Source organism: Campylobacter hepaticus, from assembly GCF_001687475.2.
GTDB lineage: Bacteria > Campylobacterota > Campylobacteria > Campylobacterales > Campylobacteraceae > Campylobacter_D > Campylobacter_D hepaticus.
The window spans coordinates 703,863-718,049 of the sequence record NZ_CP031611.1 but is presented as its reverse complement, the minus strand read 5'-3'; the positions used below and the strand labels follow the sequence as shown (position 1 = coordinate 718,049).

Below are 14,187 nucleotides of genomic sequence, written 5' to 3'. Positions count from 1 at the left end.
ATGAATAAAATTATAAATGATTTAGATATTGCTTTTAAAGATTTAAAAGATGGCATGACTCTTTTAGTTGGTGGATTTGGACTTTGTGGTATACCTGAATATAGTATAACTAAGATCAAAGAATTAGGTGTAAAAGATTTAACAGTAGTAAGTAATAATTGCGGCATAGATGATTTTGGTCTTGGAATCTTGTTAGCAAATAAGCAAATTAAAAAAATGATAGCTTCTTATGTGGGTGAAAATAAAATTTTTGAACAGCAATTTATTAATAAGGAATTAGAAGTCATACTTACTCCACAAGGAACTCTAGCTGAACAATTAAGAGCTGGAGGAGCTGGAATTGGTGGTTTTTATACTCAAACAGGAGTAGGAACTTTAGTAGCACAAGATAAAGAACATAAAGAATTTGATGGGAAGATTTATATTTTAGAAAAGGCTATAAAAGGAGATTTTGCTTTAGTAAAAGCTCAAAAGGCTGATAAATATGGCAATTTAATTTTTAATAAGACTGCTAGAAATTTTAATCCTTTATGCGCTAGTGCAGGAAAAATTACTGTGGTTGAGGTTGAAGAACTTGTAGATGAACTTGATCCAGATAGCGTGCATTTGAGTGGAATTTATGTAGATTTTGTTTACAAGGGTAAATCTTATGAAAAAAGAATAGAAAAATTAACTGTATATAAAGGATGATTGATGTCAAAACAAATTATAGTAAAAAGAGCTCTAAAAGAGATTGAAGATGGGATGTATGTTAATTTGGGTATAGGAATACCAACTTTAATAGCTAATAAAATTAATACTTTAAATTTAAAAGTATTTTTACATTCTGAAAATGGACTTTTAGGTATAGGGCCTTACCCTAAAGAAGATGAAGTAGATGCTGATTTAATTAATGCAGGTAAAGAAACTATAAGTATAGTTAAAGGGGCTTGTTTTTTTGATAGTGCCCAATCTTTTGCTATGATAAGAGGAAATCATATTGATTTAGCACTTCTTGGAGCTATGGAGGTATCTCAAAGCGGAGATTTGGCAAATTATATGATACCTGGGAAATTGGTTAAGGGTATGGGTGGAGCTATGGATTTGGTTGTAGGCGCTAAAAGAATAGTTATTGTTATGGAACATACTAATAAAAAAGGTGAAAGCAAGGTAAAAAAAGAATGTACTTTGCCTTTAACAGGTAAGAATGTGGTGCATAGATTGATTACAGAGCTTGGAGTTTTTGATTTTGAACAAGGAAGCATGAAGCTTATTGAATTACAAGAAGGGGTAAGTTTAGAACAAATAAGGGCTAAAACTGAGGCAGAATTTGAGGTGTGTTTGTAGGAAATAATATGTTTTTATTAAGACGTTTCACTTCAGCTTGTGTGTTTTTAGCATCAAAATGTTTACCTGATTCTTTTGTTTTAGTGGGAATTTTAAGTTTTTTGGTTTTTATTCTTGTTTATATTTTCACAGATCAAAATGTATCAGATATAGTTTTTAGTTGGGGAAATGGCTTATGGACACTTTTAGGTTTCTCTATGCAAATGGCACTTGTTTTGGTATTAGGTCAAGCTTTAGCTAATGCTTTATTGATTCAGAAATTTTTAAAATATCTTTCTTTTTTGCCCAAAGGTCCCTATATGGCTATAGTTTTAGTTACTTTTGTATCTTTAGTGGCAAATTGGATTAATTGGGGATTTGGTTTGGTTATTAGTGCTATTTTTGCAAAAGAAATTGCAAAAAATGTTAAAGGGGTGGATTATAGACTTCTTATTGCGAGCGCTTATTCTGGTTTTGTGATTTGGCATGGAGGCTTTTCAGGATCCATTCCTTTAAGCATAGCTACGCAAAATGAAAATTTGCATACAATAAGTGCAGGTGTGATTAGTAAAGCTATTCCTCTTACTCAGACTATTTTTTCTACTTATAATTTATTTATTGTTGGTGTAATTTTTATTGTTTTACCTTTTTTGATGGCTATAATTCATCCTAAAAAAAATGAAAGGATTGAATTTGATATAAATTTATTAGAAAATGAAAAAAAAGATTTTAAATTGATTAGTCATGAAGTTCATAAAACCCTAGCGTATTTTCTTGAAAATAGTGCTTTACTTTCTTATCTTTTAGTTTTTTTAGGTTTTATTTATCTTTGTATGCATTTTTTAAAAGGGGGAGGACTTAGTTTAGATATAGTAAATACTATTTTTCTTTTTTTAGGAATTTTACTTCATAAAACTCCTTTAGCTTATATTAAGGCTATTAATCATTCTGCTAAAAGTGCAGCTGGAATTTTGCTTCAATTTCCTTTTTATGCTGGAATCATGGGTATGATGATAAGACATAATTTAGAAAACAATTCTTTAGCACAAATGCTTTCTTTAGCTTTTACGCAATTTGCTAATGAAAAAACTTTTGCTTTGATGACTTTTTTAAGTGCTGGGATTATTAATATTTTTATTCCTTCTGGTGGAGGTCAATGGGCTATTCAAGCTCCTATTATGCTTCCTGCTGGACAAAATTTGGGGGTAGATCCTAGTGTGATTTGTATGGCTATAGCTTGGGGTGATTCTTGGACTAATATGATACAGCCTTTTTGGGCTTTACCGTCTTTAGCTATTGCAGGTTTAAGTGCTAAAGATATTATGGGTTATTGTGTGCTTACTCTGATTTTTGTAGGTTTGGTGGTTTGTTTTGGATTGTATTTTTTAACATAAAAAGGAGAAATAATATGAAAAAAGTTGCAATTATTACAGGAAGTGCTAGTGGAATAGGGTTAAATATGGCTGAGAAATTTTTAGAGCAAAATTATAATGTGGTTTTTTCAGATATTAATGAAGATGCTTTAAATTTGGCTATGAAAAATTATCCTCAAGAAAAAATTTTAGGTATTAAATGTGATGTTAGTAAAGAAAGTGATATGCAAAATTTAATTCATAAGGCTTATGAGAAATTTAAACGTATAGATGTTTTAATTAATAATGCAGGACTTCAATATGTTGCTAAAATTGAAGATTTCCCTGTTGATAAATTCAAGCAGATGATTGAAATTATGTTAGTAGGTGCATTTTGCAGTACAAAATATGTTTTACCTATCATGAAAGAACAACAATTTGGTCGTATTATTAATATATCTTCTATTAACGGTCTTATAGGTTTTGCTGGAAAGGCTGCTTATAATAGTGCAAAACATGGGCTTATAGGTCTTACAAAGGTAACAGCTTTAGAATGTGCTTTATTTAATATTACAGCTAATGCCATTTGTCCAGGTTATATAGATACTCCTTTAGTAAGGGGTCAAATGCAAGATTTAGCAAATACTAGAGGAGTTAGTGTAGATCAGGTTTTAGAAGAAGTGCTTTATCCTTTAATACCTCAAAAACAATTGATTGATATTAATGATATTGCAGCTTTAGCTTTATTTTTAGCTTCTAATGAGGCTAAGCATATAACAGGTCAAAATATGATAATTGATGCAGGTTATACAGTACAATAATGAGGTAATATTAATATGACGGGTATAATTTTAGGTTTAATTATTTTAATGGTATTAGCATATCTTGGTTGGTCTATAGTATGGGTTGGACCTATTGCAGCTGGTGTGGTAGCTTTAGGCGGTGGTTTGGATTTATTTGATAGTTATACTAATGTTTATATGGGAGGTTTTGTTGCTTTTGCTAAAACTTGGTTTCCTGTTTTTATGCTTGGAGCAATATTTGGTAAATTGATGGAGCTTACTTATATGGCTAGTTCTGTTTCTTTAACTATAGGAAAAATTCTTGGTGAAAAAAGAGCTATTTTGGGTGTGATTCTTGCAGCTGCTATTTTAACTTATGGAGGTGTTAGCCTTTTTGTGGTAGTTTTTGCAGTCTATCCCTTAGCTTTATCTTTATTTAAAAAGGCTAATATATCAAAAAGACTTATTCCTGCTGCTATAGCATTAGGTGCTTTTACTTTTACTATGGCAGCTCTTCCAGGTAGTCCTCAAATTCAAAATTTAATTCCTATAAAATATTTTGATACTACTGCTATGGCAGCTCCTATTATGGGTATTATATGCGGATTAATCATGTTTGTTGGAGGATATTTTTATCTTAAATACAGGGAAAATTATTTAAAAAATTTGGGAGAATTTTATGAAGAATCAAAGGATAAATATCAATTACCCTCAGATGAAAAAATTCCTCATTTTATTTTATCGTTAATTCCTTTATTGTGTGTAATTATTTTGTTAAATGTATTTTCTTTTGAAATAATTAATGCTTTATTGTGTGGTATTTTTGCAATTTTACTTTTAAATATACACAGATTTAGAAATTTTGTTAAAGCTATGAATGAAGGAGTGCAAGGTTCTATAATAGCAATAATTAATACATCAGCTGCAGTGGGTTTTGGAAGTGTGGTTAAAGCAGTTCCAGGATTTCAAACTTTAACTAATTTGCTTTTAGATTTTAAAATTAATCCTTTAATTTCTGAGGGTATAGCAGTTAATTTATTAGCAGGAGCTACAGGATCTGCATCTGGTGGTATGGGTATAGCTTTAGAGGCTTTAGGTGCAAAATATAAAGAAATAGCATTAAGTGAAAATATTCCTTTGGAATTATTTCATAGAGTAGCTTCTATAGCATCTGGTGGGTTTGATGCTTTACCTCATAATGGAGCAGTTTTAACTTTGCTTGCGATTACTAGTATGAGTCATAAAAAGAGTTATTTAGATATTTGTGTAGTTGCTGTTATTATTCCAATAATAGCTTTAATTGTTGGTATAATACTGGCTTATTTTGGAATTTATTAAAAAAGAATTTGCTTAAATTGAGGAATTATTTTAAAAATTTAAATAAAAACTTAAGATTTTATTTAAAGATATTTTTAGTTAAGATTTATTTGAAAAAAAGCATATTTTTATTACAATCATACTCTTAAAAATAATTTTTAAAGAGTATGATTTAGAATATATTCTAAAGATAAAGACTTTAGGGTGAATCTTAAAATTAATCATTTATAAATCAAGGTTTTTAAAAATAATTATGATAAAAAAACAATTTTCCTTAATAAGACTTACTTTTCCTATTTTTTGGGATTTACTTTCAAAATATTTAACAGTTATTATTAATACTGCTATGGTTTCTCATTATTCTAATTTTCTTGTAGGAGCTATGGGTGCTGGAAATCAAATTTTAGACTTTTTTATTACTATTTTTTCATTTTTAAGCGTGGGTTGTAGTGTGGTAATTGCACAAGCTCTTGGGGCAAGAGATTATGCGCTAGCAAGAAAAGTAATTCATCAAAGTTTATTTTTAAATGCACTTTTAGGTTTTGTGTGTGCTGTGTTAATTTTTTGGCATGGAAAATATTTACTTTATCTTTTAAAAATTCCACAAGAATTATTAAAAGATAGTGAAATATATTTACGCATGCTTGCTATTTGTTTATTTTTTGATGCTGTAAGTATTGTCTTAGCTGCTATTGTTAGGGTTTATAATATGGCTTATTGGGTTATGATTATAGGTTTTTTAATGGATATAGTAGTAATTTGTGGGAATTATTATGTTTTACATTATACAAACTTAGAGCTTTTTGGAATAGGGCTTAGTAATATCATAGCACGTGTTTTTGCTATAGTGGCTTTAGTTATTATACTTTTTTATAAATTGCAAATTCACCTTACTATTAAAGAAATGATAAATTTAGAAAAAAAAGTTTTAAAAAAAGTTTTAAATATAGGGGGTTTTTCAGCAGGTGAAAATGTTATATGGACTATACAATATACCATAGCTTTTGCTTTTGTAGCAAGTTTAGGGGAGGCAAATTTGAGCGTACAAACTATTTATTTTCAAATCTCAATGTTAATCATGTTAATAGGACAAGCAGCTAGTATAGCTAATGAGATTATTGTAGGTAAATTAGTTGGTGCAAGATATGAAAATATAGCTTATAAGCATACTTGGCGTGCTTTATATTTTAGTGTTATTGCTAGCGCTTTGCTTGCCTTTTTAAGTTATTTATTTCAAGATTTTATTATGCAAACTTTAGGACTTAAAGAAGAGCTAAAAAATCTTATGATACCTTTATTTACTCTTTCTATTTTTCTTGAGATTTCGCGTACTTTTAATATTATTATGGTTAATGCTTTACGTGCTAGTGGAGATGCTAGATTTCCTTTTTTTAGTGGACTTGTATTTATGATGGGGGTATCTTTGCCTGTGGGCTATGTGCTTTGTTTTTATTTTAATCTTGGAATTTTGGGTATTTGGATTGGATTTTGTGCAGATGAGTTTTTGCGTGGAATGGTAAATTCTTATAGATGGAAAAGTAAACAATGGCAAGGCAAAATTCTTGTTTAAAAGAGTTAGTTTATAATAATGAAAGATTTTTTTATTCTAAAAAACATATTAAATTTTTAAGATTAAGGATAAATGAAAAAGGCGAATTGATTCTTAGTATACCTTATTTTTGTCCTTTTTCTACTGTATATAAGTTTTTAGATGACTCAAAAGAATGGATAAAAAGATCTAAGCAAGCATTTAAACAAAAATCTTTAAATGAGGAAGAATTAATTTTTTTAGCTAAAAAATATAAAATTATTTTTAATACGCATGCTAAAAAAACTTATTTTAATAAAAATACTATTATTAGCCCAAATCAAAAAAGCTTAGATTTATTTTTAAGAAAAAATGCTCAAAAGATTTTTTTATTTTATCTTAAAAAATGGAGCAGAAAAACAGGTTTAATTTATACTCATTTAAGTATTAAAAACATGAAAACACGCTGGGGATCATGCAATTATAATAAGGCTTATATTAATTTAAATTTAAAACTTTTGCAAAAAAGCTTAAAAGCCATAGAATATGTTATTTTGCATGAATTAGCTCATTTAAAATTTCCAAATCATGCTAAAGAATTTTATCATTTTATAGAATATTTTATGAATGATTTTAGACAAAGGGAGAAAGAATTTTTAAGTTAAAAATGTTATATTTATAAGTTTATTTTTCAAAAAAGGCATAATATGATTTTAGAATTTGATTTTATTTATAGCGCAAATAATGATATATTTGAATACTTATTGCGTTTTTATGCGAAAGATTATCATTATGCTTTGGAGAAGCAAGGGGATACCTATCGTTTTGTAATTGAAGGTGATGAGGAGAAATTAAAGCTTTTTTGCGATTCTTTAAAATTGATGAGTCATAGTATTTTTTTAAAAAAATTTGATGTTAAAATAGGAGAAAAATTTAGTTCTTCTTGTATAGAAGATCAAGATTTTTTAAAATTTTCTTATATCACCCATTTAAATTCTAGTGCCTATCAAGAAAAAAAAGTTTTAAGTAAAAATGAATGGGGTGTATTTTGCGAATCTTATTTTTCAAGTGATTTAAAAGAATTTCATTGTATTGATGAAACTTGTTTTAATGTATTTTTAGACCAAGCTTTTAGTTTGTTATTAAAAGATAAAAGTATTTATATAAAAGATAAAAAAGGTATTTATGAATTGGCTTTATTTAAGGATGATTTTACTTGCGATTTTTTAGTTCCTTGTGATATTAAAGCTATTAATTCAGCTTTTATTTGTTCAAATGAAAATTTAAAATTTCTTGCTAGTCTTGAAAAACCTTTGATAAAATTAAGATTAAATGCTATGTTTAGAAAAAATCATAATCTTAAATTCCATGATTTTAAAATAAGACTTGCACAAGATTTGTTTTGCTTTGCTTTAGGATTTAAATTGTTTGAAGATGGATATAAATTTTTAAGCGTTAAGAAAATTAAAGAATATGAAAAAGATTTTCAAATTGTACCTTTAGATAATCAATTTGTGGTTTTAGAAGGTTTTGAATTTATAAATATCAAGGCAAAGGAATTGATTTTTTCTAAAGAAGATAAAAATATGGCAAGAATTTCTTATATGCTTAGTCTTTATGGGGAAAAAGCTTTTATATTGGAATTAAGCAAGAATTATGAAGATATCTTACTTGTAAATAAAGAGCTTAATTTACTTCAACTTTCTTTACCTAAAGATTCTAAAGAACTTTATGATGAGATTAAAAAAGATGAAATTGGAGCAAAACTTTTAGAAAATTTTGCTAAAGAATTTCCATTATTGAATGAGGATTTTATACTTAAAAATAATTTTTATTCTTTATTTTGTTTGGTGGGTAGAGTGCTTAATTTAGACACTAATTTACAAAAGGCAGGAGAAGAACTTTTAAAAATTGCTGATGAATCAAAAATGCCACGAGGAGTTAAGATTGATTATCGTTTAAAAGAAAATAAAAGCTTTGATTATACGAGGACTGTGCGTTCTGTCATGAGTTTTATGTTAGCAGGAGTGGATAGTCTTAATATTGCTTATGGAGTTGTAGAAAGTTTAGCTTATTTTTTACGTGATACTTATGATGATTTAAGGGATAAAAATTTAAGTGAGTTAGCCTTAATAAGTGGTTCTTTGTTTGAGCATAAGGCTTTACTTAAAAATACTTTAAAACATCTAAAAAATTGTCAGCTTAGCAATGTGCCACTTAGGATATAAAATAAAAATTTCAGGACTAGTCCAAGGTGTGGGTTTTCGTCCTTTGGTTTTTGAATGGGCTTTGAGATTAAATCTTTTTGGAGAAGTAAGAAATGATGGTTTTGGAGTAGAAATTATACTAGCTTGCACTCAAGAAGAATGTGAAATTTTTATAGAAAAGATAAAAAACCATCTTCCAACTCTAGCTAGAATAGATAAACTTGATATAATAAAAACTTCTATTCCAAAATATACAAATTTTAAGATAAGCTCTTCTTTACAAAATACAAAAAGTGTACCTATGTTAAGTGATTTTTCCCTTTGTAAGCAATGTAAAAAAGAATTTTTTGATAAAAATAATGTGCGTTTTTTATACCCTTTTATTACTTGTACACATTGTGGACCGCGTTTTAGTATTATAAAAAGTCTTCCTTATGATAGATGTAATACTAGTATGCAAGATTTTATTATGTGTGAATTTTGTAAGAGTGAATATGAAGATCCTAAAAATAGGCGTTTTCATGCTCAGCCTATTAGTTGTCCACAATGCAAAATAAGTGTTTTTCTTAAAAATCAAAAGGGAGAAATTTTAGCTGAGGATACAAATGCTTTTGTAAAATGTGCTCAGCTTTTAAAAGAAGGTAAAATTTTAGCTATTAAAGGTATGGGTGGTTTTCATTTAATGTGTGATGCTTTTAATGAAGAAACTTTAAAACTTTTAAGAATGAGAAAAAATCGTCCTGAAAAACCCTTTGCTTTGATGTGTAAAGATTTAAATTATGCTAGAGAACTTGCTTTTATAAATGAACATGAAGAGGCTTTGTTAAGCGGTAATTTAGCACCCATTGTAATCTTAAGAGCTAAAAAAAAATATCCTTTTATAGCTCCTAATGTCAATAAATTAGGTATTATGTTAGCTTATACTCCTTTGCATCTTTTACTTTTTGAGTTTTTCAATGGTACACTTGTTGCAACGAGTGCGAATTTAAGTGGAGAGAGTATTATTAAAGATGAAAAAAATTTGCTTCAAAAACTTAGCGGTGTTTTTGATTTTTATTTAGATTATGAAAGAGAAATTATTAATGCAAGTGATGATAGTATAGCACAGGTTTTTAATAAAGAGGTTATGTTTTTACGCACTTCAAGGGCTTTAAATCCTTTTTATTTAGAAAATCAATTTAAACAAGAAGGTACTTTTTTAGCATTAGGTGCTGAACTTAAAAATGAATTTGTGATTTTTTATGAAAATAAATTTTTGATTTCTCCTTATATAGGAGATTTAAAAAGTGTGGATGTCCATGAAAGATTTTTTAGTCTTTTGGAGTTTTTTAAGCAAAATTACGATTTAAAATTTGATGCAATACTTTGTGATAAACATCCGCATTTTAGTTATATAAAACAATTTAAAAATACGAAAAAAATTGCTCATCATTATGCGCATTTTTGTGCGGCATATTTTGAATATGAGAAAGAATTTATTCAAGATGAAAAAGCTTTAGCTTTTATATATGATGGTACAGGCTATGGAGAAGATGGTAAGATTTGGGGTGGAGAAATTTTTATAGGAAATCTAAAAGAATATGAGAGGATAGCGCATTTTGAAAATTTTACTCTCATTAATAGTGATATTAAAAATATACAAAATTTAGCTTTAAGTTTGATTTGGCATTATAATTTAGAAGATCAAGCTCAAGAGTTTTTAAATAAAATTCCTAAAATTAAACTTGAAAACCTGAAAAAAATTTACACTCAATCTACTTTACAAACTAGTTCTTTAGGACGTATTATCGATGCTTTTGGAAGTATAGTTTTTAATATGGATAAAATTTCTTATGAGGCGCATATAGGTTTAATGTGTGAAGCTTTTTATGATGAAAAACTTGATTTTTCTTATGAGCTTTTTTATGAAAAGGGACAGATTAATTTTAAAAACTTGATTTTAGGCGCTTTAAAAGATGATAAAACAAAAGCTATTACAGGTATGTTTAATGCTTTGGCTAATTTTATTATCACTTTTAGTAAAAATTATAATTTAAAAGTGCTTGTAAGTGGTGGTGTTTTTCAAAATAAAACTTTATTAGAGCTTTTAAAAAATAAAAATTTTAAATTTTATGTACCTTTGAAATACCCTTGTAATGATAGTTCCATAGCTTTAGGACAAATGGTGCATTATTTAAATTTGCAAAAATTAAAATAAATATTTTAAAAACTCATAATTTTTTAATTATTTTAAAGTTAAAATTCAAAATAAAAATTATAAAGGATAACAAATGTGCAAAGATTGTGGTTGCTCTATTAATTCATCCATGCCTCATGAAAATACTCATCATCATGTTCATCATGAAAATCCTAGTTTAAAAGAAAGTAAAACTATAGAAGTTATTTCAAAAATTTTAAGCAAAAATGATGAACAAGCTGCGCATAATAGAACCCATTTTAATGAGACTAATACACTTTGTATTAATTTAATGAGTTCTCCAGGAAGTGGAAAAACAACTCTTTTAGAAAATACTATTAAGGCTTTAAAAGATGAATTTAAAATCGCGGTTATTGAAGGAGATTTAGAAACTAATAATGATGCTTTAAGAGTTAAAAATGCAGGTGCTTTAGCTTATCAAATCACTACAGGGCAAAGTTGTCATTTAGATGCTTTTATGGTGCATGAAGCTTTGCATCATTTATCTATAGATAATATAGATTTGCTTTTTATAGAAAATGTTGGAAATTTAGTATGTCCTGCAAGTTATGATTTAGGAGAGCACTTAAATGTCGTTTTACTTTCTGTAACCGAAGGTAGTGATAAGCCACAAAAATATCCTGTAATGTTTAAAAAAGCAGATATTGTACTTATTAGCAAAGCTGATTTGGCGCATCATTTTGATTTTGACATTAAAGAGGCAAGTCGGTTAATTAAAGAATTAAGTCCAAGAGCTGATATTATTAGTCTTGATGCTAAAAATGGTACTAATATGGAGCTTTGGTATAAATTGCTTAAATTTAAAAAGGAGCTTTTTTAAATGTGTTTATCTATTCCATCTGAAATTTTAGAAATTGACGAGTTTAATAATGCTTTAGTGCAAACTTTAGGAGTAAGAAGAAAAGTGAATTTAGACTTGATTGATGAATCTTTGCAAAAGGGTGATTATGTTTTAATTCATGTTGGTGTTGCTATGGAGAAAATCGATAAAGAAGCTGCTTTAGAAAGCATAAAAACTTATGAAGAAATCGTAGAAAAAATGAATAATGAAGAAATAAAAAGTGATGAAGGAGATTTAGGTTTAAATGAATTTTATCGACGAATTCAGAAATAAAGATAGTATTTTAGCTTTAAAAAAACTTATAGTTAAAGAACTTAAAACTCCTATTAATATTATGGAAATTTGTGGAGGCCATACTCACAATATTATGAAATATGGTTTAACCTCGATTTTGCCAAAAACGATTAATTTTATTCATGGTCCAGGTTGTCCTGTTTGTGTTATGCCACGAAATCGCATTGATGTTGCCATTAAACTTGCTTCTATGAAAAATACCATTTTTTGTACTTTAGGAGATCTTTTAAGAGTAAGAGGAAGTGATTTTTCTTTACTTGATTTAAGAGCAAAAGGAGCTGATATTAGAGCGCTTTATTCTCCTCTTGAAGTATTAAAAATTGCTAAAGAAAATTCAAATAAAATTATTATTTTTTTTGCTATAGGTTTTGAAACAACAACTCCTATGAGTGCTTTGCTTCTTAAAAAACTTATAGAAGAAAAAATAAAAAACGTATTTTTTCATATTAATCATGTTACTGTTCCAGCCCCACTTATAGCAATTATGAGTGATAAAAATGTAAGAATTGATGCTTTTTTAGGTCCTTCTCATGTGAGTGTAATTACAGGTTATAAGCTTTATGAACCTTTGGTTGAACAATTTAAAGTTCCTATAGCTGTTAGTGGTTTTGAGCCAGTTGATATTTTAGAGAGTATATTAAATATAGTAAGACAGGTTAATGAAGGAAGTTTTAAAGTTTATAATCAATATAAAAGAGCAGTCAGTCAAGAAGGCAATGTAAAAGCTCAAGATTTAATTAAAGAATATTTTCAAATTTGTGATTTTGAATTTCGTGGTTTAGGGCTTATTAAAGAGGGTGGTTTGAAATTAAAGGAAGAATTTAGTGCTTATGATGCAAGTAAACAATTTGATTGTAGTGTGCAAAGTAAAAGTGAAAGTAAAGCTTGTATTTGTAGTCAAATTTTAAGAGGTTTGGCTAAGCCTTATGATTGTAAAGTTTTTGGTAAGGCTTGTACTCCAAAAAATCCTATAGGAAGCTGTATGGTTTCAAGTGAAGGAGCTTGTGCAGCATATTATAAATATTCAAAGGTTGGTGTATGAAAAATATTTCTTTGGCACATGGAGGCGGTGGAGAAGAAAGTAATGAACTTTTAACAAAATTTTTTAAAATATTTGATAATAAAATTTTAAATGAGGCTAATGATGCAGCTATTTTAGGAAATTTAGCTTTAAGCACAGATTCTTTTGTTTTAAATCCTATTTTTTTAGATGATGAAATAAATATAGGAAAACTTTGTGTTTGTGGGTCTGTAAATGATGTTTTAATGGTGGGAGCAAAGCCAAAATATTTAAGTTTGAGTCTTATTCTAGAAGAAGGTTTTGAAATAGACAAACTTGAAATTATTTTAAAAAGTATTAAAAAAGAGTGTGAAGAATGCGAACTTACTCTTGTTTGTGGTGATACTAAAGTGGTGCCAAAAGGCAAGGGTGATGAAATTTATATTAATACTACAGTTTTAGGAGAAATCATTTCTAAAAAAGAAACTAAAAATATTCATGCAGGATGCAGTATACTTATTTCAGGCGATATAGGTAGACATGGGGCTAGTGTTTTGATTAAAAGAAATGATTTGCAAGCAGATGTGAAAAGTGATTGTAAGGCTTTAAATAAAGAAGTTTTGGAGCTTTTGGAAAAAAATATTAAAGTAGTAGCTATGCGTGATGCTACACGTGGGGGTTTGAGTGCAGTTTTAAATGAATGGGCAAAACAAAGCGGGTATGATTTATTAGTTTTTGAAGAAAAAATTATCGTACAAGATGAGGTTATGGGACTTTGCGAACTTTTTGGCTATGAAGCATTTGAACTTGCAAATGAAGGAACTTTCATACTTTGTGTTGAACAAGAAGATGAAAAAGAGGCTTTAGAAATTTTAAAAAAATACAATCAAAATGCAAATATTATAGGTAGGGTTTTAGAAGAAAAAAAAGCACAAGTAATCTTAGAAAACTCTTATGGGGCTAAGCGTTTTTTAGAATCTCCTAAGGGTGAACTTTTGCCAAGAATTTGCTAATGCATGAATTAAGTATTGTAGAATCTTTAATAGAACTTTGCGAAGAACAAGCTTTAGCTAATCAAGCTAAAAAAGTACAAGAAATTTATGTTAAAATAGGACGTTTAAGTGGTATAGAAGGAGATCTTTTTAAACGTTGTTTTGAAACTTTTAAAGAAAATTCGTCTTATTGTAAAGATGCTTTGCTTTTTATGGAGCTTGCCCCGCTTGAAATTACATGTTTGGTATGTCATAAAGTGAGTGTTTTAAAAGAAAATATTTTTAAATGTTCACATTGTAATGCTTTAGATTATAAAATCACTCAAGGTGAAGATTTGCATCTTATGCGACTGGTAATGGAATAAATAAAAT

14 protein-coding genes are annotated in these 14,187 nt (G+C 28.2%); all 14 read left to right on the top strand.

What is annotated here, in order from left to right:
* The 14 genes from A2J15_RS03540 to A2J15_RS03475 all read left to right on the top strand — a co-directional run bounded on the left by A2J15_RS03540 (window position 1) and on the right by A2J15_RS03475 (window position 14,180).
* On the top strand, window positions 1-690 hold the full coding sequence (locus tag A2J15_RS03540) for a CoA transferase subunit A (RefSeq protein ID WP_066776602.1): 690 nt from the start codon (window positions 1-3) through the stop codon (window positions 688-690).
* Between the two features lie 3 nt (window positions 691-693).
* Window positions 694-1,326, top strand: coding sequence for a 3-oxoacid CoA-transferase subunit B (locus A2J15_RS03535; protein WP_066776607.1), 633 nt, complete (start codon window positions 694-696; stop codon window positions 1,324-1,326).
* Between the two features lie 8 nt (window positions 1,327-1,334).
* Window positions 1,335-2,699 carry a TIGR00366 family protein gene (locus A2J15_RS03530; RefSeq protein ID WP_066776610.1) on the top strand — a complete coding sequence of 455 codons (1,365 nt, stop codon included), beginning with the start codon at window positions 1,335-1,337 and terminating at the stop codon, window positions 2,697-2,699.
* Between the two features lie 14 nt (window positions 2,700-2,713).
* On the top strand, window positions 2,714-3,478 hold the full coding sequence (locus A2J15_RS03525; RefSeq protein WP_066776613.1) for a 3-hydroxybutyrate dehydrogenase: 765 nt from the start codon (window positions 2,714-2,716) through the stop codon (window positions 3,476-3,478).
* A 15-nt stretch (window positions 3,479-3,493) separates the two neighbouring features.
* Window positions 3,494-4,777: a GntP family permease gene (locus A2J15_RS03520; RefSeq protein ID WP_066776619.1), complete on the top strand. Its 1,284-nt coding sequence runs from the start codon at window positions 3,494-3,496 to the stop codon at window positions 4,775-4,777.
* Between the two features lie 232 nt (window positions 4,778-5,009).
* A complete protein-coding gene (locus A2J15_RS03515) occupies window positions 5,010-6,326 on the top strand; it encodes an MATE family efflux transporter (protein ID WP_066776622.1) in 1,317 nt (438 codons plus the stop codon).
* The gene (locus A2J15_RS03510) at window positions 6,302-6,949 is read left to right on the top strand and encodes a M48 family metallopeptidase (RefSeq protein WP_066776624.1); all 648 of its coding nucleotides are present in this window, start codon (window positions 6,302-6,304) and stop codon (window positions 6,947-6,949) included. The genes A2J15_RS03515 and A2J15_RS03510 overlap by 25 nt, the downstream gene beginning before the upstream one ends.
* Window positions 6,950-6,991: 42 nt before the next feature.
* Complete coding sequence (locus A2J15_RS03505) at window positions 6,992-8,512, top strand: hypothetical protein (protein ID WP_066776626.1); 1,521 nt, start codon at window positions 6,992-6,994, stop codon at window positions 8,510-8,512.
* Window positions 8,493-10,688: a carbamoyltransferase HypF gene (gene hypF / locus A2J15_RS03500; RefSeq protein ID WP_066776628.1), complete on the top strand. Its 2,196-nt coding sequence runs from the start codon at window positions 8,493-8,495 to the stop codon at window positions 10,686-10,688. Before A2J15_RS03505 ends, hypF begins: the two co-directional genes overlap by 20 nt.
* A 73-nt stretch (window positions 10,689-10,761) precedes the next feature.
* Complete coding sequence (gene hypB, locus A2J15_RS03495) at window positions 10,762-11,508, top strand: hydrogenase nickel incorporation protein HypB (protein ID WP_066776629.1); 747 nt, start codon at window positions 10,762-10,764, stop codon at window positions 11,506-11,508.
* Complete coding sequence (locus tag A2J15_RS03490; RefSeq protein WP_066776632.1) at window positions 11,509-11,802, top strand: HypC/HybG/HupF family hydrogenase formation chaperone; 294 nt, start codon at window positions 11,509-11,511, stop codon at window positions 11,800-11,802.
* Entirely contained in the window at window positions 11,774-12,865 is a 1,092-nt protein-coding gene (gene hypD, locus A2J15_RS03485; protein WP_066776635.1) for a hydrogenase formation protein HypD, read from the top strand. The genes A2J15_RS03490 and hypD overlap by 29 nt, the downstream gene beginning before the upstream one ends.
* Window positions 12,862-13,836 carry a hydrogenase expression/formation protein HypE gene (hypE, locus tag A2J15_RS03480; RefSeq protein WP_066776637.1) on the top strand — a complete coding sequence of 325 codons (975 nt, stop codon included), beginning with the start codon at window positions 12,862-12,864 and terminating at the stop codon, window positions 13,834-13,836. The genes hypD and hypE overlap by 4 nt, the downstream gene beginning before the upstream one ends.
* Window positions 13,836-14,180, top strand: a complete 345-nt coding sequence (locus tag A2J15_RS03475) for a hydrogenase maturation nickel metallochaperone HypA/HybF (RefSeq protein WP_066776640.1) — start codon at window positions 13,836-13,838, stop codon at window positions 14,178-14,180. Before hypE ends, A2J15_RS03475 begins: the two co-directional genes overlap by 1 nt.
* The last annotated feature ends 7 nt before the right edge of the window (window positions 14,181-14,187 follow it).